Source organism: Raineyella fluvialis (assembly GCF_009646095.1).
Classification (GTDB): domain Bacteria; phylum Actinomycetota; class Actinomycetes; order Propionibacteriales; family Propionibacteriaceae; genus Raineyella; species Raineyella fluvialis.
On record NZ_CP045725.1, the window covers coordinates 1,989,662 to 2,012,634 of the forward strand.

The 22,973-nt window shown below is 70.2% G+C and carries 19 protein-coding genes and 3 pseudogenes; 5 read left to right on the plus strand and 17 right to left on the minus strand.

Annotation, left to right across the window (positions count from 1 at the left end; translation table 11 throughout):
• Positions 1 to 16 precede the first annotated feature (16 nt).
• From Rai3103_RS09015 to Rai3103_RS09040, 7 genes and pseudogenes are all read right to left on the minus strand, one after another.
• The gene (locus Rai3103_RS09015; protein ID WP_228488813.1) at positions 17 to 436 is read right to left on the minus strand and encodes a heavy-metal-associated domain-containing protein; all 420 of its coding nucleotides are present in this window, start codon (positions 434 to 436) and stop codon (positions 17 to 19) included.
• A 197-nt stretch (positions 437 to 633) separates the two neighbouring features.
• Positions 634 to 822 carry a hypothetical protein gene (locus tag Rai3103_RS09020; RefSeq protein ID WP_153572322.1) on the minus strand — a complete coding sequence of 63 codons (189 nt, stop codon included), beginning with the start codon at positions 820 to 822 and terminating at the stop codon, positions 634 to 636.
• A pseudogene (locus Rai3103_RS19045) lies at positions 819 to 2,026 on the minus strand (amidohydrolase family protein). The gene Rai3103_RS09020 and the pseudogene Rai3103_RS19045 overlap by 4 nt, the downstream one beginning before the upstream one ends.
• Positions 1,942 to 2,808 (minus strand): DODA-type extradiol aromatic ring-opening family dioxygenase, encoded by an 867-nt coding sequence (locus Rai3103_RS09030; RefSeq protein ID WP_194793069.1) that lies wholly within the window; start codon positions 2,806 to 2,808, stop codon positions 1,942 to 1,944. The pseudogene Rai3103_RS19045 and the gene Rai3103_RS09030 overlap by 85 nt, the downstream one beginning before the upstream one ends.
• Complete coding sequence (locus tag Rai3103_RS16980) at positions 2,808 to 3,212, minus strand: hypothetical protein (protein ID WP_194793070.1); 405 nt, start codon at positions 3,210 to 3,212, stop codon at positions 2,808 to 2,810. Before Rai3103_RS16980 ends, Rai3103_RS09030 begins: the two co-directional genes overlap by 1 nt.
• Entirely contained in the window at positions 3,209 to 4,459 is a 1,251-nt protein-coding gene (locus Rai3103_RS09035) for a 4-hydroxybenzoate 3-monooxygenase (protein ID WP_153572324.1), read from the minus strand. The genes Rai3103_RS16980 and Rai3103_RS09035 overlap by 4 nt, the downstream gene beginning before the upstream one ends.
• A gap of 25 nt (positions 4,460 to 4,484) precedes the next feature.
• Positions 4,485 to 5,822, minus strand: a complete 1,338-nt coding sequence (locus Rai3103_RS09040; protein ID WP_228488814.1) for an MFS transporter — start codon at positions 5,820 to 5,822, stop codon at positions 4,485 to 4,487.
• Positions 5,823 to 5,904: 82 nt separating this feature from the next.
• On the opposite strand from Rai3103_RS09040, the pseudogene Rai3103_RS09045 reads away from it, so the two are divergent.
• A pseudogene (locus Rai3103_RS09045) lies at positions 5,905 to 6,821 on the plus strand (LysR substrate-binding domain-containing protein).
• Here Rai3103_RS09045 and Rai3103_RS09050 read toward each other — a convergent pair.
• The 8 genes from Rai3103_RS09050 to Rai3103_RS09085 all read right to left on the minus strand — a co-directional run bounded on the left by Rai3103_RS09050 (position 6,811) and on the right by Rai3103_RS09085 (position 15,430).
• Positions 6,811 to 7,728 (minus strand): ATP/GTP-binding protein, encoded by a 918-nt coding sequence (locus Rai3103_RS09050; protein ID WP_153572325.1) that lies wholly within the window; start codon positions 7,726 to 7,728, stop codon positions 6,811 to 6,813. The pseudogene Rai3103_RS09045 and the gene Rai3103_RS09050 sit on opposite strands and share 11 nt — an antisense overlap.
• Complete coding sequence (locus Rai3103_RS09055; protein ID WP_194793071.1) at positions 7,683 to 8,105, minus strand: carboxymuconolactone decarboxylase family protein; 423 nt, start codon at positions 8,103 to 8,105, stop codon at positions 7,683 to 7,685. Before Rai3103_RS09055 ends, Rai3103_RS09050 begins: the two co-directional genes overlap by 46 nt.
• Entirely contained in the window at positions 8,105 to 8,596 is a 492-nt protein-coding gene (locus Rai3103_RS09060; protein ID WP_153572327.1) for a methyltransferase family protein, read from the minus strand. The genes Rai3103_RS09055 and Rai3103_RS09060 overlap by 1 nt, the downstream gene beginning before the upstream one ends.
• Before the next feature lie 89 nt (positions 8,597 to 8,685).
• Positions 8,686 to 11,142 (minus strand): galactose oxidase-like domain-containing protein, encoded by a 2,457-nt coding sequence (locus Rai3103_RS09065; protein ID WP_153572328.1) that lies wholly within the window; start codon positions 11,140 to 11,142, stop codon positions 8,686 to 8,688.
• A gap of 487 nt (positions 11,143 to 11,629) precedes the next feature.
• Positions 11,630 to 12,022 (minus strand): VOC family protein, encoded by a 393-nt coding sequence (locus tag Rai3103_RS09070; RefSeq protein ID WP_153572329.1) that lies wholly within the window; start codon positions 12,020 to 12,022, stop codon positions 11,630 to 11,632.
• A 155-nt stretch (positions 12,023 to 12,177) separates the two neighbouring features.
• Positions 12,178 to 13,308, minus strand: a complete 1,131-nt coding sequence (locus tag Rai3103_RS09075; protein ID WP_153572330.1) for a 6-phosphofructokinase — start codon at positions 13,306 to 13,308, stop codon at positions 12,178 to 12,180.
• Between the two features lie 71 nt (positions 13,309 to 13,379).
• On the minus strand, positions 13,380 to 13,982 hold the full coding sequence (locus Rai3103_RS09080; RefSeq protein ID WP_153572331.1) for an alpha-ketoglutarate-dependent dioxygenase AlkB: 603 nt from the start codon (positions 13,980 to 13,982) through the stop codon (positions 13,380 to 13,382).
• 125 nt (positions 13,983 to 14,107) lie between these two features.
• Positions 14,108 to 15,430: a condensation domain-containing protein gene (locus Rai3103_RS09085; protein ID WP_153572332.1), complete on the minus strand. Its 1,323-nt coding sequence runs from the start codon at positions 15,428 to 15,430 to the stop codon at positions 14,108 to 14,110.
• A gap of 52 nt (positions 15,431 to 15,482) precedes the next feature.
• On the opposite strand from Rai3103_RS09085, the gene Rai3103_RS09090 reads away from it, so the two are divergent.
• Positions 15,483 to 16,250 (plus strand): alpha/beta fold hydrolase, encoded by a 768-nt coding sequence (locus tag Rai3103_RS09090; RefSeq protein ID WP_228488816.1) that lies wholly within the window; start codon positions 15,483 to 15,485, stop codon positions 16,248 to 16,250.
• Positions 16,251 to 16,419: 169 nt separating this feature from the next.
• Here Rai3103_RS09090 and Rai3103_RS09095 read toward each other — a convergent pair whose 3' ends face one another.
• Positions 16,420 to 17,133 (minus strand): hypothetical protein, encoded by a 714-nt coding sequence (locus Rai3103_RS09095; protein WP_153572333.1) that lies wholly within the window; start codon positions 17,131 to 17,133, stop codon positions 16,420 to 16,422.
• Between the two features lie 120 nt (positions 17,134 to 17,253).
• On the opposite strand from Rai3103_RS09095, the gene Rai3103_RS09100 reads away from it, so the two are divergent.
• The 3 genes and pseudogenes from Rai3103_RS09100 to clpB form a co-directional block, all read left to right on the plus strand.
• Positions 17,254 to 18,972, plus strand: coding sequence for a S49 family peptidase (locus Rai3103_RS09100; protein ID WP_228488817.1), 1,719 nt, complete (start codon positions 17,254 to 17,256; stop codon positions 18,970 to 18,972).
• 9 nt (positions 18,973 to 18,981) lie between these two features.
• Positions 18,982 to 19,374 carry an MmcQ/YjbR family DNA-binding protein gene (locus tag Rai3103_RS09105; RefSeq protein ID WP_153572334.1) on the plus strand — a complete coding sequence of 131 codons (393 nt, stop codon included), beginning with the start codon at positions 18,982 to 18,984 and terminating at the stop codon, positions 19,372 to 19,374.
• Between the two features lie 291 nt (positions 19,375 to 19,665).
• Positions 19,666 to 22,206, plus strand: a pseudogene (gene clpB / locus Rai3103_RS09110) (ATP-dependent chaperone ClpB); the annotation flags it as partial.
• A gap of 119 nt (positions 22,207 to 22,325) precedes the next feature.
• On the opposite strand, the gene Rai3103_RS18495 reads toward clpB, so the two are convergent.
• Positions 22,326 to 22,853: a GyrI-like domain-containing protein gene (locus Rai3103_RS18495; protein WP_153572336.1), complete on the minus strand. Its 528-nt coding sequence runs from the start codon at positions 22,851 to 22,853 to the stop codon at positions 22,326 to 22,328.
• Between the last annotated feature and the right edge of the window lie 120 nt (positions 22,854 to 22,973).

The window sequence follows — 22,973 nt, forward strand, 5'->3', positions numbered from 1 at the left end:
CCGGCCCGCCCGGCCTCTACTCGGCGAGCCGGTAGCCGCCGGCCTCCTCCAGTGCGGCGGCGACCTCAGTCGTCGCCACGGGACCGCGGGAACGTACGGTCACCCTTGATGCCCCAGCGGTGACGAGCTGGACCGAGACGTCGACCACGCCCTCGAGCCGCCCGACCTCGGCCGAGACGGCGCTGACGCAGTGGCCGCAGGTCATCCCCGTCACCTCGAAGGTCCGGCTTGTCGCCGCGGTCGTGGTCGTGGTCGTGCCGGTCGTCGGCTCGGCCACGTGGCTGTGACCGGCCTCGCCGGCCCGGTGGCCCTCGCCGTGACCGCCGCAGCCACACCCTCCACCACCGCAGCCACAGCCACCACCGCCACTCCCGAGCAGGGGCAGGCTGAGGGCCGAGCTGGGCATGTCCAGCCAGTTGGGGGCGTCCTGGGGCATGAGAGTCTTCCTTCCGTGGCCGACGGTCCGGCGGTACGAGCTTAAGGGCGGTCGAGAGGGCCTCTCGCCTGGGGGCCGCATCGAGCGCGACCATGGCCGCCGCCGCCCCGGAGCGTCGGCGGCTCTCGTCCGGGGATGGCTGTGTCCGCGCGGGGTGGCGGGTACCCGAGGGGCAATCGCCGGCCCGGCGAGGCGCCCTACAGCACCGGTCCCTCGCCCCGGTTCACCTTCCCCTCGGACTCGGTGACGTCAGCTGTGCCCTTGAGGTCCTTGGCCCCGTTGGCCTCCAGTTCGTCGATCTCCTCCTGCGTACGCCGCTCGTCGCGCTCGGCGTCACGGGGTTCCTCGGGCCGCTGCTGATCCTGCGGCTGGTGCTGGTCGCTCATCGGACCTCCTTCATCGCGGGGATACCGCCAGCGTAGTCAGCGGGTCGTCGCCCCGGCAGCTGCGGCGGGAGCGGTGCGCGGGACCAGCGCCCTTGCCGTGGCCCCAGGATCGCCTCGGTCTCCTCCGCCCCCAGGCCGGCCGACCGTACGAACCCCACCGGATCCTTCTCGGCCAGGTCGAACGGGTGGTCGGTGCCCAGCAGCACGTGCTCTGCCCCGACCGTGGCGACGAGATGGCGCAGGGCGGCGGGCTCGAACACGGCGGTGTCGTAGTACAGCTGGTCGAACAGCTGCGACGGCGGTACCGAGGTCGTGTGTGCGACGGGCTTGCGTTCCCAGCCCATGTCGAGGCGGCTGCGCAGGTCGCCGAGGCAACCGCCGCCGTGGGCCAGGCAGAGCACCAGCGGCGTACGTTCCAGCACTCCGCCGAACGCCAGGCGTGCCGCCGCGATCGCCGTCTCCATCGGGTAGCCGAGGAGCTGCGGGAACCAGAAGTCGCCCATCCGCGTCGGATCCGGCACACCGGAGGGGTGCAGGAAGACGAACGTACGCCGCCCGCTCAGCAGCCCCACAAGGGTTCGTTCACGGCGTCGTCCAGGTCCCGCCCCGCGCCCTGCGAGCCGATCGCGATCCCGGCGAAGCCGAGCTCGTCCAGGCACCGGCGTGCCTCGTCGACTGCCCCCGACCAACCCAGCGGTACCGAGCCGAGGGGCCGCAGTCGCTCCGGTGCCGCCGCGCAATAGTCGGCCAAGGCGTCGTTGCCGCGGCGGATCACCTCGGCGACCAGGTCTTCGTCTTCAGCCGTGGTGGCGAAGAGGAAGGGTGGCAGCGAGACCAGTTCGATGTCGACGCCGGTGGCGTCCATCTCGCGGAGCCGCTCGGTCGGGTCGTGCATGGAGGGGGCCAGCGGCAGCGGGGCGTTGCGCCCGACGCCGGAGATCCGCGGATCGAGGACGACGATCCTCTCCTCGACCCGGGACAGGTCCGCCAGGCCCTCCTCGGCCAGCCAGCGCAGCACCGGCAGCGGCATGGCGTGGGCGTGGACGTCGATCACGGGCCGCGTGGTCGCCGGGCTGGCGTTCACGGGGTGTGGCATGGGTTCTCCTCCAGGGACCTGGCTCAGGGGACGAAGATGCTGGCGGGCGCCTCGGCGGCTTCCCGGTCGTGCGGCTCGTGCAGGACGACGCCCATGCCGTTGATCCATTCGGCGATCGGCTCGTAGTTCAGCGCGGTCGTCCGTGTCCCCTGCATCGCGGCGGCGCAGGCGACCCAGGCGCGGACCTCGCCGGTGCCGTTGCCGGCCAGCATCAGCTCGTCGTTGGCGATGTCGAGCAGTTCCGGCGGGCAGCCGAGTTCCAACTGGCGCAGGAACCACAGGTCGAAGTCCTCGTCGATGTCACCGACCCGCGGTTCGCCGACGAAGTGCGACAGGCCGCCGGCGCCGACCAGGGCGACCCGGTCCGGGCCGTCGAAGTCGCGGATCGCCGCGCCGACCGCCGCCCCGAAGTCCCACGCTTGGCGCAGCGTCATCAGCGGGGGAGTGGTGCAGTTCATCACGATCGGCACCAGCGGCAGGTCCATCGTCGGGGACAACTGGTGGTAGACGGTCATGAAGCCGTGGTCCACGGTCAGTCGGCTCGACACGGAGGGCTGGAACCCGCGCTGCATCGTCCCGGAGAGGATGGCCGTCGCCAGGTCGGGGTGTCCGGGGACAATGGTCCGCGGGATGCCCAGCCACTTCTCGACCGGCCCCAGGTGCGTCTCGCCGATGCCGACGCTGAGCTGGGGCAGGTTGTCGAGGAAGAAGTTGGTGAAGTGTTCCCCCGACATCAGCACGACCGCTTGGGCGCCGGATTCCTGCACGCGCTCGCGGACGTAGTCGAGGGCACCGAAGAACCTGTCACGCATGGCCTCGGGTGCCGACTCGGGGTTCGCGGACATCATCGGCGCGTGGGATGCCGAGTAGCCCAGCACGATCTCAGCCATCAGGCCTCCTGGAAGTCGTGGCCGGTGGCTCGGCCCGGAACGGATCTGGGAGTGGCGGCAGCGGTGCCGAGGTGGCAGCGGCCGTCGGCGTCGAGGCGCCCGTCGGCCCGGGAGCCGAAGCCGCGCCAGCGCGCCGGCCCGGTGACCGCGTCGGAGCCGGCCGGGAACAGCACCCGGTAGTCGGCACGCTTCCAGCCGTTGGCCCGGCAGTAGGCGTTGATCAGGACCGGGTGCACTCCGTGGGTGTGGAAGGCGCCGACGTCGCCGGTCGTCAGCGCCGTACGCTCCTTGTCGGTCAGGTCGTAGCCGTCCACGAGGATGTCGTCGGGACGCCGGACCTCGTCCGGATCCTCCAGGCGTCGCAGGTGGTCGAAGATGCATTGCTGCAGTTGGTAGAGGCTCATCGAGCCACCTCCTCGAGTTCGGCGGTCGGCGCGCCGAGCGGCGCGCTCGTCTCCGGTGTGAACAGGTCGTACGGCCAGCCGGTGTAGCACTCGGCCAGGTACTTCATGGAATCCTTCGACGATGTCACCGACTCCAGCTCACCGAGCTGGCGCTTGGTGGTGAAGCTGTTGGCGTCCGTGTGGGTGTGCAACATCTGGGTCATCCAGTAGCTGAAGTTCTGGGCCTTCCAGATCCGCTTGGCCGCCCGCTCCCCGTACGTGTCGAGCTCGGAGCGATCGCCGAGGCGCGCCCAGCGCACCAGCGCCGGGGCGAGCAGCGCGACGTCCGCGAAGGCCAGGTTGAGGCCCTTGGCGCCCGTCGGAGGGACCGTGTGCGCGGCGTCACCGGCGAGGAAGAGATTGCCGTGCTGCATCGGCTCCTGGACGAACGAGCGGAACTGCAGCACCGTCTTCTCGATGATCTCCCCGCGCTGCAGCCGAAAGCCGTCGGGGCCGGCGAGGATCTCGTCGAACCGGTCCCAGATCTGCTCATCGGTCCAGTCGTCCGCGGTGGTCGACGGGTCGCACTGGAAGTACATCCGCTGGATCTCGGGGGTTCGCTGGCTGATCAGCGCGAAGCCCGACTCGCCATGGCAGTAGATCAGCTCGTCGGCCTGGAACGGCGTTTTCGCGAGGATGCCGAACCACGCGAACGGGTAGGTCATCGTGTGCTTCACCCGGCCGGGGACGAGGTCGCGGCACTTCGACCGAGAGCCGTCGGCGCCCACGACCATCTCGCACTCGATCCGCTTCGCGGTGCCGTCGGCGTCGGTGAAGTCGATCATGGGCCGCTCGGTCTCGATGCCCTCGACGGTGACGTCCCGGACGCCGAAGCGTACGTCGCCGCCGTCCCGGGCCCGGGTGGCGGCGAGGTCGATGAAGGCGTCGTTCTGCGGGTAGAGCCAGACGGTCTGGCCGACGAGCTCCTTGAAGTCGATGTGGTGGTTCTCGCCGTTGAAGCGCAGGTAGATGCCGGCGTGCTCGTAGCCCTCGGTGGGGATCCGGCTGATCGCCCCGGTCTGCGTCAGCAGGCGGACACTGCCCGCCTCGAGGATGCCGGCCCGGTGGGTGGTGGCGATCGTGTCGTGGGTGCGGTTGTCGAGGACGACGCTGTCGACGCCGTCACGGGCGAGCAGGTGCGACAGCATCAGCCCGGCGGGGCCGCCGCCGACGATACCGACGGTGGTCCGGATGATCTCTCGATCCATGGTGCTCTCCTGGAGGGTGGGCGGGTCAGAAGGCTTCGGGGTGCTGTTCGTCGACCGGGTAGGGCCGGCCGGGGTCGGTCGCCGAGGCGAACGGGACCGGTGGCTCGGCCGGGACGACGAGGACCGCCAGCAGGCCGATCACGGCGACCACGGCGAAGAACCAGAACCCCCAGGGGTGGCCGAGGCCATTGGCGACCAGCGCACCGGTCACCATCGGGCCGGCGATCGACCCGAGCCGGCCGATGCCCGAGGTCAGGCCCATCGCGGTGCCGCGGATCTGGGAGGGGTAGAGGTGCGCGACCAACGCATAGATCAGCGTCATGGCCGAGAAGATGAAGACACCGGTGACGAAGACCACGCCGTTGAGGGCGAGGGTGTTGGTGAACCGCACGCTCAGCAGGGCCAGGAAGACCGCACCCAGCGCGAACCAGACGAGGGCCGACTTCTTGATGCCCTTGGTGTCGGCGATCCACCCGGCGAGCAGCAGGCCGACCACCGCGCCGACGTTCATCACGAAGAGCATCACCAGCGAGCTGTCGAGGGAGTAGCCGGCCGACTTCATGATCTGCGGCAGCCAGGTGAGCAGGCCGTAGACCAGCAGCAGGCCCATGAAAGCGCCGACCCAACTGGCGATGCTGGTTCGCCGGTACGTACGGCCGAGCAGCGCGGACAGCGGCAGCTTCTCCCCGGCCGCGTGCTGCGGGCGGGAGTCGGGCAGCAGGAAGAACTGGACGACCGCGAGCACCAGGCCGAGCCCGCCACCGACGTAGAAGAGGAGCTGCCAGTCGTGTCCCGCGGCCAGCGCGAAGAGCGAGGCAATGACGGCGCCGAGGTGGTAACCGGTCATCGTCACGGTGGTGGCCTTCGCCTTGTGCTTCGGCGGGGTCACCTCGCTCATGATGGTGAGGGCGACGGGTTGGACGGCGCCCAGTCCCATGCCCGCCACGAACCGGAGGATCGTGAACATCCCGACGCTGGTCGCCAGCGGCTGCAGCAGGGTGAAGACCGAGAAGATGACGACGGAGCCCACGACCGCCCAGCGGCGCCCCAGGCGGTCCGAGATCGGCCCGACCAGGCTCGCGCCGATCCCGACGCCGACCAGCGACATCGTCGCCAGCAGCGTGGCCGAGGAGGGGTGAAGCCGAGGTGCTTGGTGCCGAGCAGGGAGGGGATGACCGCGCCGAGCGTGACGAGGTCGAAGCCTTCCAGGATCACGCTGGACCAGCAGAGGATCGCGGTGACGATCTGGCCGGTCGACGCGCGGCCGTCCAGGCTTTCGCTGCCGGCGGTACGGGTGGCGGAGGCGCCGGTGTTTCGTGTGGGGGCAGTCATGGGTTGTGCTCCTCGTCCTTGAGGTGTCCACTGCGGATGCCAGCAGCGTAAGTGGCGTACGTCACGCAAAGCCAATAGATACTGCGCTTGGCCGATATCGATATTCTCTATGCATGTCGGAGGACCTGAACTCGCTGCGGACCCTGGTGATGCTCTACGAGACCCGCAGCGTCACCGCCTCGGCCGAGCAGCTGCAGGTGTCGCAGCCCACGGTCAGCTACACCCTCGCGCGGCTGCGGCGCCGCTTCGGCGACGACCTGTTCCGGCGGGAGGGGAACACCCTGGTCCCGACGAGCCGGGCCACCCGCCTCTACGACGAGCTGCACGAGCCCCTGGCCCGGATCGAGCAGGTCGCCGCCAACTCGGTGGCCACCAGCTTCGACCCGACCGCTCTGCACGGGGAGTTGGTGCTCGCGCTCTCGTCGATGGGCGAGATCTCCTGGCTCCCGATCATCCTGCGGGCCGTCGAGCGGGCCGCTCCGGGCGTACGGCTGCGGGTGACCCCGCTGGCCATCGACTCGGTCGAGGAGGATCTGGTCCGCGGTGTGGTCGATCTCGCCATCACCATGACCGTGCTGCGGACCGACCGCATCTGGCGGGAAACGTTCTTCGACGTGCAGTACGTGGCGGTCACCGGTGCGGCGCATCCGCTCGGGCCGGGGAGGAGGCGCTGCGAGGCCGGCGGTTCGTCGAGGTCGCGGGGCGGGCGGGCCACGTCTTCCTGCGCGAGGCGTTGTACGAGCACGGGCTCGCGGACCGGGTGCTCCTCGTCGTCGACGGGTACGCGGCGGTACCGCACGTGCTGGAGAGCACCGATCTGGTGGCCTTCCTGCCCCGGTACTTCGCCGAGGTCCACAAGGAGCACCACGATCTGGCCATCCGCGCCCTGCCGTGGGAGGTCCCGAGCCCTCCGACCGCCGTCTACACCCGCGGCGAGGCGAGCCTGTCGCCGGCCCAGGCCTGGCTGAGGGGTCTCGCGCTCGACGCGCTGCGGGAGGCGCTGCCTCGCTGGGAGCCGCTCAGGCCCTGAGGGCGCCGCCGCAGCAGGCCGGGATCTCCCGGCGCAGCAACTCGATCGCCTCGCTCACCTTGTCGAGGAAGGCGGCCGACGGCGCGACGACGTGACGGTGCGGATGGGGCGCCCACGCCGTGAGGATCCGCGCATCGATCGCCGCGGCATCCTCGGCGGACTCGATCCGCAGGGGGTTCTGGCGGTTGTAGCCCTGGTCCGCCCGTGGCGTGCGCAGGTGGATGACGGCGTCGTAGCGGGCGAGTTCCCGCTCCAGCGTCGTCCCCAGGGACGCCCAGTACTCCTCGGCCGCTCCGGGCCAGTACGCCGTCCCGTCCACCGTGCCCCGATCGCAGACCTCCACCGCCGGAGCAGTGCTGTCGCTCACCGCCTCCAGTTCTCGCTGGACGTAGTAGATCGCCCGCTGACCGGCCTGGCGGCAGGCCACGGTGTCCTTGCGGGGAAATCCGCCACCGAAGACGACTCCGGCCGACTCCTGCACGACGACAACATGCGAACAGAACGTCTGGCGCACCAGTTCCAACAGGGCCGTCTTGCCCGCCCCGGGACCGCCGGTGACGACGACGCGGCGGCGCTGGTGGGGCGGGTGCACCCGCAATTCGTCATTCCGCCCCCTGACCCCCGCGGTTGCCTCGCGTTCCTCGGTCGGCGGCGTCGTGAGCGGGTCGGTCCCTTCCGCGCCCGTTCCCACGGAGGCTGTGTCCCCTGAGCTACCGGTGATCAGCGGGGTGTCGACGAGGCAGTGATCGCCGAAACCCGCCGGGTCCACTCCGAGGCCCTGGGCGAACCGGGCCCACAGGTTCACCGCCGCGATCGCGGCGGTCAGCTCGACCAGCCGACGCTCGCTGAAAGCGGCCGCCATCACCTGTCGCACCTCGTCGTCCACGGTGATCGGGGTCGTCGACATCCCCGGGCGTACGCGATGACCAGGCGTTCCGAGGGGCTGAAGCTCTTCGTCACGTCCTCGCGTCGATCGCGCAGTGCGTACACCTCGGCATCGGTGATGCCCACCTGTCGGTGCCGGTGCGCGTTCATGTCGATGCAGAACGGGCAGTTCAGCGTCAACGAAGCGGTCAGCCGGGCGAGCCGGAGCGTACGTTCCGGCAGGTCGCGGCCCGCCGTCGGCGCCAGCGCCTCCAGCGCCCCGGCACCGGCCGCGACCTTCGGCGACCAGGCGAGCAGGCGCGCGGTCGCCAGCCGGCGCCCGATGATGCGCTCGGAGACGGCGACGCCGAGACGTATCAGCGGGTTGCGCAGCTGGGGCTCGGGGATCACGGGAGTCATCAGGTCCTCCGTCGGCGTCGCGGCAGGCCGACCCATCGCGGCACGCGGCGACGGTAGTCCTCGTACGCCTCGCCGAAGCGCTCCTGCAGCGCACGTTCCTCGGGGAGGATCTGGAACGCGGTGAGGATCCCGGTCAGGGCCGCGATCGGCCAGACCGCTCGCACCGCGCCGAGCCATGCGGCGTTGCTGACGAGGGCCCCGGCGAGGGAGAGGTACATCGGGTTGCGGGTGAAGCGGTAGACCCGCTCGGTGACGAGGGCACTGGCGTGCTCGGGAGTCCCGGGATGGACGGTCGTGCCGCGCCGGAGGAACTCACTGACCGCGGCGATCCCGAGCACGGCGCTGGCCGTGCCGACCGTCCCGGCGAGGAGGAAGCGCGGTGACCCCGGGCGGCGCCGGTAGTCCGGGCGGCCGGCGAGGAGCCACTGCGTGACCCCGAGGCCGAGCGCCCAGAGCGGCGGCGGGATACGCGTGTCGAGCGGCGTTGCCATGGCGGAAGCGTAGCGGGGCGTCGGCTCCGGCGGGGGTCGACCGGGAGGGCCGGTCGGACCGGCCGGGCCCGGCCGGCCCGGGCGTACGCTCACGGGCCGAGGTGCACCCAGGTCGCGACCGATGGGACCCGCTGCTGGTCGACGACGGTGAGCATGTACCAGCCCGGCCGGGCCTCGTCGGCGCTCGCCGGCGCGTCCACCTCGAGTTGCCCACCTCCCTGGTCCACGATCGGCAGGTCGACCAGGCGCTGGTCGCAGTCGAAGGCGTGGGTGGTGGCTCCGGGGCTGATGAGCTGGGCCCAGAGCAGGTTCCCGGCCTGCGGCGAGCCGATGGTGATCCGCTGACCGAAGGTCCACTGTTCGGCGACCTGACCGATCTCGGGGCGGCTCGGCGCGAACAGGTACGGCGGTCGGTAGATCTCCAGTCGGAGCTCCTCGTTGGCCTGCGGTGGCTCCCAGGGGGCCAGGTGTCCGTACGGCGGGGGATTGCCCGAGGCAGCGGCGACCCGGCCGTCGGGCAGCAGCAGCGCGACGGAGTGGTAGAGCCGGACCACTTTGGCGACGGCGGCCGGTGACCAGCGGTCGGTCTCGGGGTGGTAGATCTCCGCCTGCAGGCGCGGGATGGGGGCGTCGGTCCCCTCATGGGCGATAGCGCCGCCACTGACGAGGATCGTACGATCGGGCAGGATCACCGCGTTGAGGTGGATCCGCGGCAGGCTGAGCGGCATCGACCGGCCCCACCGGTTGTCGTCGGCGCCGGCGTCGATGATCTCCGTGTGTCCGGTCGCGTCCATGTTCTCCATCCCCATGCCACCGCCGATCAGCATCACCCGATGCTGTTGTGCCGGCGGCAGCAGGACGCTGGAGGACTGGTTGCGCAGGGTGGCGTCGACCTCGGCGCCCTGGGCCGGTTGGAAGGTCACGGCGTGGTTGCCGAGGTGGAGGGTGCCGGACTGCTGCGGTCGCCCGTCGTCCATCCGACCACCGCTGAAGAAGACCCGGCCTGCGCCGAGCGGGAAGAGGTGGGCGTAGAACGGCAGTCCGACGAAGTTCGCCGGTGGGTTGAGGTGTCCCCAGGTGTCGGTGGCCGGGTCGTAGACCTCGAACCCGGCGTTGAGGTCGCCATTGGTGTCGTTCTTCCCACTGACGGTCAGCACCCGGCCGTCGGGCAGGGTGACCAGCGTCGGGTACCACCGGCCGTGCGCCATCGGTGGGCGGGCCGACCAGGTCTCGGTCACCGGGTCGAAGGATGCCGACTCGCGTTGGCCGAGGTTGTTGCCGTCGTTGTAGCTCTGGTTGCCGCCGGCCACGAAGAGCCGGCCGTCGGGCAGGGCGGAGTGGCCGCAGCAGAAGTAGTCGTAGATCCGCCCATCCATCCGGCGCAGCGTGGGCGGATGGTCGAAGGTGGCACCGGCGGGGTCCCACACGACGCTGGTGTAGAGGCCGGCGGCGATGTTGCCGAGGTCGGGGGAGGCGTCGCGGACCTGGTTGTTGCCGGATCCGGCGAAGAAGAGCACCTTGCCCGTTCGCAGCAGGGCCGCGTGGATGGCCAGGACCTGGGAGGAGAAGGGCAGCACCTCCCAGGTGCCGTGGACGGCCGGATCCTCGCGCAGGGCGACCGTGCCGAGGAAGGCCTCGTTCAGCCCCGGCGGGGCGTCGACGGCGGCGACGATCAACTCGGGTCCGCTGCCGAGGTCGGCGACCGCGATGCCGGCGCCCTGGTTCTCCCAGGAGTACCAGTTGTTCACCCCCAGCAGGCTCGACCAGCCGCCGGCGGGGACACCCTGGCCGTCGAGACCCGAGGCCACCCGGTAGTAGGCCTGGTTCTGGCCGATCGGGTTGTCGACTCCCAGTACGACCAGGTCGTGGGACCCGCTGCCGGTCAGGTCGGCGACGGTGACGGCGATGTCCTGGTTCTCCCAGCTGTACCAGTCGGGCACGTCGATCCAGCCGGTCCAACCGCCGGTGACGGTGCCGGTGGCCGGGTCGAGGTCGTGCCCGATCCGGAAGAGGCCGCGGTTGCGCTCGGGACCGTTGTCGACCATCGCAACGATCAGGTCGAGGTGGCCGGATCCGGTGAGATCGGCCAGTGCCAGCGAGGCGCCCTGGTTCTCCCAGCTGAACCAGTCCGGGACATCCACCCAGTCGCTCCAGCCGGCGCTCACCTCGCCGGTGGCTGGATCGAGCCCGCGGCCGATGCGGTAGACGCCGCGGTTCTGCTGGGGGCCGTCATCGACCATCAGGACGACGAGGTCCGTACGGCCGGTGCCGGTCAGGTCACCGACGGCCACGCCGGCGCCCTGGGTCTGCCGGCTGAACCAGTCGGGCACGTCGAGCCAGGGGGTCCAGCCGCCGGTCGGGGCACCGGTGGCGTCCAGGGCGTGGCCGAGGCGATAGAGCCCGCGGTTCTGCTGGGGCGCATGGTCGACCGTCAGCAGCACCAGGTCGGGCCGGCCGTCGTGGTCGAGGTCGGCGGTGTCGAGGTCGAGGCCCTGGTTCTCCCAGGAGAACCAGTCCGGGACGGCGAGGAACGGCGTGGGGATCATGATGCGCACACCGCCGGGGCGGGCGCGACGGCGTGGGAAATGATGCGGTGGGTGTTCATGGCTCGGCTCCTCGGCGGACGGGATCACCCGTCCGTGACGGCGATGGCTGAACGTCCCGCGACGCCCGTAGGGGCACTGCGCGGGTCCTGCAGTGAGGGTCACGGCGGGCACGGGCGACGGTGTGGCGGTGACCGGGCGGCCGGGTGAGTCTCTGGGTCTGCTCGACGTCGGGTTCGTACGCGACACGGCTCGGAGGGACGCCGGGTGCCTTTGCGACGGAGAGGTACGCGTCACCTGCTCCACGCGTGCAGTGGGACTGCCAGAAGTATGCCCAGCGTGTGACATGGGGCACAAGAGGGGAGGAGGTGCGTGCCGGGCGGAGAAGGCGCAGGGAGACGCGACCGCGTCTGCGCGGTCGCGTCATGGTGTCCGGCGCTGCCGAGGTCCGACGACCCTGCCGGCGGAGAGATCGGCGGTGTCGTGCTCGTCAGCTGGTCGGCATCTCGTTGACGTTCAGGAAGTTGCCGTCCGGGTCCTTGAACCAGACGGCGCGTCCCATGTCCTCCTGCATGGTGGCGACGCCGTCGTTCCACTCCATCCCGGGGCCCTCGAAGGTCTCGAAGGTGACGCCTGCCGTACGCAGAGCGTTGACCTCCTGATCGAACTTCTCGCTCGGGACGCCGAAGGTCACTGAGGTGGCCTTGTTGGTCCCCGCGAACTCCGACTGATAGACGAAGACGGCACCGTCGCCGGCGTTGTAGAAGACCCCGCCCTCGAATTCCATCCGGCGGGTGAGTCCCAGGGTCTTGTCATAGAACGCGGTGGCTGCGGCCAAGTCCTTGACCGCCAGCGTGGCCGCCGGCGTGTAGTCCCCCAACATCTCGCACCTCTTGTCGATCGACGATCGATCCCAGCGACCGGTCTGCCCCCAGGCTAGAATGTGACGCACATCACAACAAGGGTGTGTCGATGCCGATTCGGTATCAACTGAGGCTTGCCTAAGTGACTTCAGGGTTCCTTGTGCCTGGTGTCGCGTCAGTCGCCCATGCAGGTGCCGACGTGCCGGGCAGCCAGCAGCCAGGGATGGTCCAGGGGGACGGTCTTGAGGTTGCCCGCCACGTCCTCCAATGGGACCGGGACCGCGGCCTGCCCTTGGGCTGCCACGGTCACCCCGAAGTGCCCCTCCGCCACCAGCCCGGCACCGGCTCCACCCAGCAGCGTGCCGAGCAGCCGGTCCTGGGCGTCCGGGGTGCCGCCGCGTTGGACGTAACCCAGGACGGTGACGCGTGACTCCAGACCGGTCGCGGCCTCCAGGGCTTCCGCCAGGTCGAAGGCGTTGCTGCGATGGGCGGCGATCACGGCGTTGAGGTGGCTCTTGGCGGCGGCCTTGGCCTCGGGGTTGTCGGTGGAACGGATCAGCGCCTGGGCGGCCGCGAGGTCGGCGGTGCGCTGGATGTCGCGGGCCCCCTCGGCGATCGCGACGACCGAGAAGTTGTGGCCCCGTGCGGCGCGCTCCTGGATGGACGCGGCGACCGAGTCGATGGTGTAAGGGATCTCGGGCAGCAGGATGATGTCTGCTCCGCCCGCGATCCCCGCCCCCAGAGCCAGCCATCCCGCCTTGTGACCCATGGTTTCCACGACGATGATCCGGTGGTGGGAGTGGGCCGTCGAGTGGAGGCGGTCGATGGCGTCGGTGGCGATGCCGAGGGCGGTGGAGAACCCGAAGCTGGTCTCGGTGTGGGCGATGTCGTTGTCGATGGTCTTCGGCAGGTGGATGATGTTCAGCCCCGCCTTGGCGAGTCGCAGCGCGTTCTTCGCCGTGCCGCCCCCGCCGATGCATACGAGGGCGGCGAGTGCGTCCTTCTCGTAGTTGTCGACGATGGTGGGCACCATGTCGACGATCTCGTCGTCGACCCGCATCTTGTGCGGCTTGTCGCGGGAGGTGCCGAGGATGGTGCCGCCGGTGGTGAGGATGCCGGACAGGGACACCGAGTCGAGGACGACGAAGCGGTTCTCCGCCAAGCCGCGGATGCCGTCGCGGAAGCCGACGACCTCCATGTCGTGATGGCCGACGGCCGCCTTGCCGAATCCACGGATCGCCGCGTTCAGGCCCGGGCTGTCGCCTCCTGCGGTCAATACCCCGACCCGGCGCTTCTTGCTGCTCATCCGGCCCTCCTTGCGCGTACGGTCTGCCCAGCCTAGCGGCTGGGTCGTACGTCCAGCAGTGCTGCGGATTGTCAGGCCAGGGTCGTCAGCGCGATGTCGATCCGGCCCTCGGTGAGGCCGCACCAGTCGGGTGCGGTGTGGGGACGGGTGCGGGGCATCCCGACGAAGCTGGCGCGGGCGATGCCGCCGTACACGAAGGCGTCCCCGGACTCGAGCAGGACGTTGCGGTAGGGACGGGTCGGTGCCTGGGTGTTCCCCAACCGGAACTCACCGGAGTCGCCGAGCGACAGGATCACCACCGGCCCGGTGCCCTGCTGTCGATGGACCCGCAGGAACGCGCCGGGCTCGAGGTGGGTGACCAGGGCGCTGTTGGGGGTCCAGGTGGCGGGATCGAGGTCGGGTTCGCCGGGCGATGGCAGGCCGTGTCCCAGAGCCGTACGAGCGATGTCGACCACCCAGTCGGGCACCTCGCTGACGTGCCGGCGCAGGGTGGCGCCCCGCGCGGTGATCTGCTGGCCGGGCCAGGCGCGCGAACCGGCGACCAGGCGGCGCTGGTCCTCCAGCGAGAGGAGGTCCGGGACATGGGTGGCATCCGGCCCCACCCTGCGGACCGGCCGGTCCACCACGTCGACGGGGAACAGTGCCTCCAGTTGAATCGTCGCGGTCCCGCCCATGTCGCCCCTCGCGGATCTGGTGTCACCCGGCCGGGGTCTCCCGGCCGCCTCCGAAAGCGTACATACGTTCTAGTGCAAGGGTGTGACATCCGCGCTGACGTGTCGCTTTGCGCGGGGACGCGGCGTCAGGCGACCCTGACCTCCAGCGGCGGCCGGCCCACTTCGGCACGGATGCCGGCGCTCACCGCGGTGAGCCAGGTGGAGATCGAGGTACGGGCCTCTGCCGTGTCGGGGTAGCGGCACCGCACGTGCATGCCGTCGTCGTTGAGCAGGAACCAGAACATCACCCCGTCAGTGGGGAGCGAGGCGGACACCTGCAAAGGCGACAGGCCGGCGGGCAGGGCGACCGGCAGCCGGCGGTTGTCCAGCCAGGACAGGGCGAACATGCCTGGTGCGGTCGGCATCCCGCCGTACGGCGCCATGATCGGGGCCAGCGGGAAGGAGCCGAGCCGGATGGCGTCCTTGACAGCCGTGGCGCAGGCCTGCGGATCGGGCGAGTCGGACTCGAGGACGGAGTTCGTGATGAACCAGCCCACCGCGTCCCGCCAGCGCTCCTCGTTGCGGCTGTGCACCGGCATCACCGCCCGCAGCGGCTGACCGGTGAGCTCCCGGGTGACCCGCGTCATCACTGACACCGTCAGCGGCAACATCCGCACCCCGAGTTCGGTGGCGCGGTCGCCGTACGCCGCCAACTCCGCGGCGTCGAGGATGTCCACGACGTCCACGATGTCCGGCTGGGGACGCGACACGTCGCCCAGGGACAGCGGGAAGAGCGGCATCACCCCACCGGCACGCTCGAGGATCTCGGCCCAACGAGTCCGGACGTCCTCGGGGGCCGGTGGCTGGGCCGCGAGCAGCGCCGTGTGCTCGGCGAACGGATGCGCGGGCGGCAGGTCAGCCCCCGGCGTACGCCCCTCGTCGAGGTCGGCGAGGATCGCGATCAGATCCCGGACCAGGACAAGCATCGACCAGGCGTCGACGTGGGCATGGTCCGCGCCGATGATCACGGTCTGGCGCCGCTCGCCCTCCACCATCAGCAGCCGGTGCGAGGGCCGTTCGTACGGGGAACAGGTGGTGTCGAGGACCGACTGGACGACAGCGGCCGGGCCCTGGCCGGTCGTGGGGAGATGGTCGACCCAGCAGCCCGGCGCGACCTCGACCTCGTGCAGGCGCAGGGTGCCGGCGTCCCGGGTGAAGGCGGTGTGCAGCGTGCCGTGGCGCGCGATGACCGCGAGCCAGGCGGTGGCGAGCTGCTCGCGATCGAGAGGCTGGGGCGGTGTGAAGGCGACCGCCATCCAGGAGCCGGGGCGCGGCCCGGCACCGACATGGCGGTCCTGGTCGAAGGAGACCGGCAGTTCGCGACCGGTGGTGCCGGTCGCGTCCGTGGCGTAGCCGCTCACCCGTCCGTGCTCCGGCAGGGGGAACGACCCGATGCTCGTCTGGCGCATGGCTCGTACCCTAAGGGGATCATGTGACAGCTCAGGTAACAGGAGATGACCCATGGCCCGCCTCGAACTGATCGACCGTACGACCGGCGGGCGCGTGCGCCTCGCCTACGACGCCGTCGGGGAGGGTTCCGCGGTGGTCCAACTGCACGGGCTCACCTCCAGCCGGGAGCGGGACCGTCGCCTCGGGCTCGACTTCATCGCCGGCATGCCCGGCCACCGCCTACTGCACTACGACGCGCGGGGCCACGGAGCCTCGACCGGCCCGCTGAGCCCCGGTGCGTACGCGTGGCCCCGGCTCGCCGAGGACCTGCTCGGGCTGCTCGACCATGTCGTGCCCGGCGAACGCGTCCACGCCGTCGGAAAATCGATGGGGGTGGGCACGGTTCTGCATGCCGCGGTGCGGCACCCGGAGCGTTTCTCGGGGCTGACGCTGATCATCCCACCGACCGCGTGGGCCTCCCGGGTGGCGCAGCACGACGCCTACCTCCGCAACGCGGACATGATCGAGCGGCGTGGGGTGCGGTACTGGTCCGGCCTCGAGAAACGCCTGCCGATGCCGCCCGCCGTCCGACCCGATCGCCCGTTCACCCTCCCTGACGTGGACGAGGGTCTGCTACCGACCCTCTATCGCGATGCCGCGGCGACCGACCTGCCGTCGGTCGACCTGCTCGCCGGCCTCGATCTACCGGTCCTGATCCTCGGTTGGATCGACGATCCTTCCCACCCGCTCTCCACGGCGCGGACCCTGGACGAGGCGCTGCCGGACAGCCGGCTGCAGATCGCCCGGACCCCGCGGATGTCGAGACCTGGTCGGGCCTGATCGCCGAGCAGGTGAACTCCGTGGGGGTCCACGTCGGAGGGAACGGGCGCCGTCGGCGCTGAGGCCTCGTCGGCAGCTACAACGACCTGACGGAACTGATGGCGCTGACGGTTCTGCCGGACGAGTCGAGATGCTGACCCGCACCTATCCGCTCGAGCGGTCAATGACGCTATGGACGATCTCGACGCGGGTCGTCTTCGCGGTCGCGGGATTCTCGTTCCGTCCTGAGCGACTTCTTGGGCATGACCTCTTCGGCCTCGTCGGTGGCCTTCTCGTCCTCAGGCGTGCCGAACCGGTAGTCGTGACCCGGTCCCTGGGCCCGCTGCTGAGCCAGATCGGCCGGAGGGGTGACCTCGTCGGTCGCCACTGTGCCGGCGCCGCCCAGGCCGGAGACCTCCGAGGTCTGCTCCCCGTACTGAGGCTCCTCGTCCGATTGGTCGCTGCCCTGCTCGCTGGTCCCCGACTGATCCTCCTCGACGGCCCGGCGGGGCTGCGTATCCGTCTCGGTGGCCCGGCGGGGCTGCGGATCCTCTGTCTCGGGGCGGGTCCACTGGGTGGCCGGGCGGGTCTGAGAGTTCATCAACTCGTCGTACGACTGCGTATCGCCCTGTGTCTCGCCCGAGGTCTCGCCCTGCGTCCCGCCCCAGGTTTCACCCTGCGTCCCGCCCCAGGTTTCACCCTGCGTCCTGCTCTGGGTCTCACCCTGCGTCCCGCCCTGGGTTTCGTACGTCTCCTCGGTGTACGAGCGATTCTCGCCGTAGGTCTGCTCCGTATAGGGCCGCCGCGTGGGGTTCGTCGGCTTTCCGATGCCGTAGTCCTCGGTGATCTTTTCCATGTCGTTGTCGAACCGGTCGAGCCGTTCGATGTTCTCGTCGTCACGCATGTCATGACCTTCCGCTCGTCTGACGTGTTCCTCCTGCGTCTACCCGTCCGCGGCCCGGCTAACCCCGAAAGCCCGATGAGTTACCCCGCATGGGCTCTTCGGGCGTCGTACGGTTGAGGTGTGCCTAACCTGAGTTCCTTCCCGGACCTGACGAAGCTCCTCCGCGCCGCTGTTGGTCGCGACGCCGGGGATGATGCCTCCGCTTGGGCAGTCGTGGACCTGCACGGCGCCTACCCCACCCGTCACGGCCGTCAGTTGGAGGCCTTGCTGGGTCGCAGCGAGACGCTCGAGTCGCTGACTGACCGACTCGACACCCTCGCCCGGCTGGATTCCCTCCAGGGGGTGCTTGTCCGGGTGATCAACCTGACCGCCGGTCTGGTCACCTGCGAGGCCATCGCGCATGCCCTCGGACGGCTGCAGGAACACCGCCGGGTCGTCGTCTACCTCCCGCAGGTCGGCATGCGTAGCCTGCTCGTCGCCAGCGGCGTACGCGAGGTGGTGGCCCCGGAGTCAGCGGACGTCATGCTGCCCGGTTTCGCCGCGGAGCGGGTGTTCTATGGCGAGTTCCTCAGCCGTCGCGGCATCGGCTTCGAGAATCTGCGTATCCGTGAGTACAAGTCGGCTCTCACGCGGTTCTCGGACGATCACATGGACGACTTCGAGCGCGAGCAGCTCACCGCCTACATCGACTCCGCGGAGCGGTCATGGCGTTCGGCCGTCACCCGGGAGGGCGCCGGGGAGGCCGTCACCGGGGAGGGTGCCGGGGAGGGCGCCGGGGAGGCCGTCACCGGGGAGGAGGCCGCAGAGGCTGTTCGGGGCGAGGGGGCCCAAGCCGTGGACTGGCTGGACGCGGGCTTCACCAATGCCGCCCAGTTGGTCGACGCGGGTCTGATCACCCGCGTGGCGTACGACGACGAGATCGCCGCCCCGGCGGACGAGGACTGGGGCCGCTCCATAGCGTTTGTCCGCGCCCAGCTGGCGGGTCGACTACACGTGAAGAAGCAGGAGGGGATCGCCGTCATCCCTGTGCTGGGGACCATCGTGTCCGGACGCAGCCGCCCTGCCGGCCCTCTGCTCGCGGGGCAGACCTCCGGTTCCGAGACCGTGGTCGCCGCACTGCGCCGGGCGGAGCGCGACGAACTCACCAAGGCGATCGTGCTGCTCGTCGACTCCGGCGGCGGGTCGGCGCTCGCCTCCGATGTGATCTGTCGGGCCGTGGCGCGCTGCGCCAAGCCGGTGGTCGCGGTGATGGGCGAGGTCGCGGCGTCCGGCGGTTACTACGTGCTCGCCAGGGCGGACCACGTGGTGGCCAGCCCGTTCACCGTCACCGGCAGCATCGGTGTCGTCGTGGGCAAGCCGGTGCTGACGGACCTCAACGGGAGGATCGGCCGCAACCCCGAGTCGGTGGGCCGGGACATGGCACTCTTCGGCAGCCCCAACCGCCCCTTCACCGAGGCCGAGCGTGCTTGGGCCGAGCGGATGATGGACGAGGCGTACGGGAGGTTCCTGACCCAGGTGGCGGAGGGCCGCCGGCTCAGCAGGGAGCGGGTGGACGACCTCGGGCGTGGGCGGATCTGGAGCGGTGCCGATGCGCACGAGCGAGGACTCGTCGACGAGCTCGGGGACCTGTCGAGCGCCCTCGCGGCCGCCCGTCGGCTGGCCGGTCTGCCGGACGACGCCCCGGTGCGGCCGCCGTCCACCAGCTTCGCCCTCCCGGGCGTGCCCGTGTTCGGGAAGGACCCGGCAGCCGCGGTGGCGAGCGCGGCGCTGGCGGCCGTGTGGCCCTTCGGTGACGAGCGCGTCCTGACCTGGTTCGACTCGGCCCTGACCATTCGCTGAGGTCGCGCCATGGCGCATCCGCAGCTGTTCGATGACGACGACCCGTTCCTGCAACGGGTCAGGGAGATGGCGCTGGCCTTCCCCGGTGCAGCGGAGAAGATCAGCCACGGCCGCCCCGCCTTCTTCACGACCAAGGTCTTCGTCTACTTCGGTGGGGACATCAGGGTCGACGGTGCGTACGTGGAGCATGCGCACTCCCTGCTGGTGCATCCCGATGAGGCGGAAGTGCTCGCGCTGGCCGCGGACCCGCGTTGCTACCGCCCCGCCTCTCTCGGGCCCAGTGGCTGGATCGGGCTCGATCTCAACGAGAACACCGACTGGGCGGAGGTCCGTGAACTGATCGAGGCGTCCTACCGGGACACCGCCCGGGCCCGGCTCATCGCCGTACTCGACGCTGGCTGATCTGCTCCAGCGATCACCGATCACCGATCCGGGATCCGGATCCGCGTCCCGGACAGCCGCCGTCGTTCCTGTTCGACGCCGGGCATCGGCGCCCGGCGGCTGACTGAAGGCCCGGCGGTGTGGGCTTGTCCCCACGGGAATACCCTGGCCAGATCCGAAGTTGAGTGGATGTCGCTCAACTTTGGTCGAGCGGCGTCGGGCAAAGGCCTGAAAGGCCCGCGTCAGACCCCGAACAGTGGCAGGCTCGACCACGAGCCAGCTGCCCAGCCGAGCCGGAGAACACAAGGACACATGGACGCCAACAAGCTCACCACCAAGAGCCGCGACGCGTACTCGACCGCCGTACGCACCGCGCTCACCAACGGCAACCCGAACGTCGAGGCCGTGCACCTGTTGCACGCGATGCTGATCACCCCGGAGAACACCGTCGGTCCGCTGCTCGAGTCGGTCGACGCGGACCCGCGCACCATCGATGCCGAGGCCGAGAAGGCGATCAAGCGCCTGCCCGCCGCGTCGGGGTCCTCCGTCTCCCAGCCCCAGCTCTCCGGTGCCGTCGCGCGCGTCCTCGCGGACGCCGAGACGCGTACGGAGAAGCTCGGTGACAGCTACATCGCCACCGAGCACCTGCTGATCGCGCTGGCCGCGATCGACTCCGAGGCCAAGCAGATCCTCGTCAAGCAGGGCGCCACGGCCGAGACGCTGACCGCCGCCTTCCAGGAGGCCCGCGGATCCAAGCGGGTCACCTCCGAGGGCCAGGAGGGCACGTCCAGTGCACTGGAGCAGTACGGCTACGACATGACCGCCGCGGCCCGGGAGGGCAAGCTCGACCCGGTCATCGGTCGCGACCAGGAGATCCGCCGCGTCGTCCAGGTCCTCGCCCGGCGGACGAAGAACAACCCGGTGCTCATCGGTGAGCCCGGCGTCGGCAAGACGGCCGTCGTCGAGGGGTTGGCCCAGCGCATCGTGGCGGGCGACGTCCCCGACTCACTCAAGGGCCGTCGGCTGATCAGCCTCGATCTCGGCGGCATGGTCGCGGGAGCGAAGTACCGCGGCGAGTTCGAGGAGCGGCTGAAGAGCGTGCTCTCCGAGATCAAGGACGCCGAGGGACAGATCGTCACGTTCATCGACGAGATCCACACGGTGATCGGGGCCGGCGCGACCGGCGACTCCTCGATGGACGCCGGCAACATGCTCAAGCCGATGCTGGCGCGTGGTGAGCTGCGCCTGATCGGCGCCACCACCCTGGACGAGTACCGCGAGAACATCGAGAAGGACCCCGCCTTCGAGCGGCGGTTCCAGCAGGTCTTCGTCGGGGAGCCCAGTGTCGAGGACTCGATCGCCATCCTCCGCGGCCTGCGGGAGCGCTACGAGGCGCACCACAAGGTGGCGATCACCGACCAGGCGCTGGTCGCCGCGGCGACCCTCTCGCACCGCTACATCACCGGGCGCAAGCTGCCGGACAAGGCCATCGACCTCGTCGACGAGGCCGCGTCCCGGCTGCGGATGGAGATCGACTCCTCCCCGGTGGAGATCGACGAACTGCGCCGCAAGGTCGACCGGCTGACGATGGAGCAGATGGCGCTGGAGAAGGAGTCCGATCCGGCGACCCAGGAACGGCTCGCCCGCCTCAACGCCGAACTGGCCGACACCCAGGAGACCCTGCGCGGTCTCGAACAGCGTTGGGAGGCCGAGAAGCAGGGCCTGAACCGAGTCGGTGACATCCGCAAGCAGATCGACGAACTGCGCGTGGCGGCCGACCGGGCCCAGCGCGAGGGTGACCTGGCGCATGCCTCGGAGATCCTCTACGGCGAGATCCCTGCCCTCGAGAAGGAACTCGAGCGGGCCGACGAGGCCGAGAAGAACACCAAGCCGATGGTCTCGGAGGAGGTCACCGCCCAGGACATCGCCGAGGTGGTGGCGGCCTGGACCGGCATCCCGGTCGGCAAGATGCTCCAGGGTGAATCGGAGAAGCTGCTGCAGATGGAGCAGCACCTCGGCCAGCGCCTGATCGGCCAGACCGAGGCCGTCACCGCCGTCGCCGACGCCGTCCGGCGCTCCCGGGCCGGCATCTCCGACCCGAACAAGCCGACCGGCTCCTTCCTCTTCCTCGGCCCCACCGGCGTCGGCAAGACCGAGCTGGCGAAGTCGCTGGCGGAGTTCCTCTTCGATGACGAGCAGAGCATGGTCCGGATCGATATGAGCGAGTACTCCGAGAAGCACTCGGTCGCCCGCCTCGTCGGTGCCCCTCCGGGCTACATCGGGTACGAGGAGGGTGGCCAGCTCACCGAGGCCGTACGCCGCCGTCCGTACTCGGTCATCCTGCTCGACGAGGTGGAGAAGGCCCACCCCGAGGTCTTCGACATCCTGCTGCAGGTGCTGGACGACGGCCGGTTGACCGACGGTCAGGGCCGTACGGTCGACTTCCGCAACACCATCCTGATCCTCACCTCGAACCTCGGTTCGCAGTACCTGGCCGACCAGGCGATCTCCGAGGAGACCAAGCGCGAGGCGGTGATGGGCGTCGTCAGGTCATCGTTCAAGCCGGAATTCCTCAACCGCCTCGACGAGGTGGTGATGTTCCGGCCGCTCAGCCGCGACGAACTGACCCGCATCGTCGACATCCAGCTGGCCCGCCTCAACCGCCGGATGGCGGACCGCCGGATCAGCGTGACGGTGACCCCGGAGGCACGCGAGTGGCTCGGGTTCATGGGCTTCGACCCGGTGTACGGGGCGAGGCCGCTACGGCGCCTGATCCAGTCGACGATCGAGGACCAGTTGGCCCGCGCCGTGCTCTCCGGCAGGCTGCACGAGGGGGACATGGTCACCTTCGAGGTCAAGCCGGACAGCGAGGGCCTGCAGATCCTCGAGTCGGGGTTGTCCGGTGAGGGAGCGGTGGCCCGCACCGGCGACGAGTTCACCGACCGGCGCGACGAGATGGCCCACGGTGACGCTCAGGCGTCGGGGTCCTGATCGACCAGGAGCCAGCTCAGCTGGGTGAGGGTGGCGCCCGGGTCGCCGCCCGGGGCCGGCATGGTGAGGTAGGTCTCCCAGACGACTCCGGCGGCGACATGGCCCTCGGCGCGCATCCAGTCCTCCAGCTTCTGGTAGCTGGCGGCAAGGCTGTCGTACGGCCCTTGGTGGACCAGCTCGGCGACCCGCCCCGAGGGCAGCTCGGCGGGGCGTACGTCGCCTTCCGGGATGATCGCCCGCGCCACCGGGAAGCCGACGGCGACATCGACCGTCTCGCCCGGCATGCCGTAGTACACGCCGACAGGCGGTCCCTGCGGGGGAGCCCTTGGCGCGCGATGACGTCGGCGACCGCATGGAGGGCGCGATCGAAGAACGGCGGCAGCTCTTCCATGCCCACCGTGTCGCGGACCACGGCCAGGGTGACCGGGTGGGCCGTACGGACGTGGGGCCCTCTGCTTCCGGCGGCACCGGGGATAGGGGCCGAACTGCGGTGTGGGATCGGGGGCCATCGGAGTGCCTCGCTCTGCCTGGACGGAAGGGGTCTCACGGCCAGTGTGACCGACCGGGGGAGCGCGAGTCAGCGGTTCGGGTCAGGAAGGGGCTCACCCCCACCGGGGCGGGGAAGAATA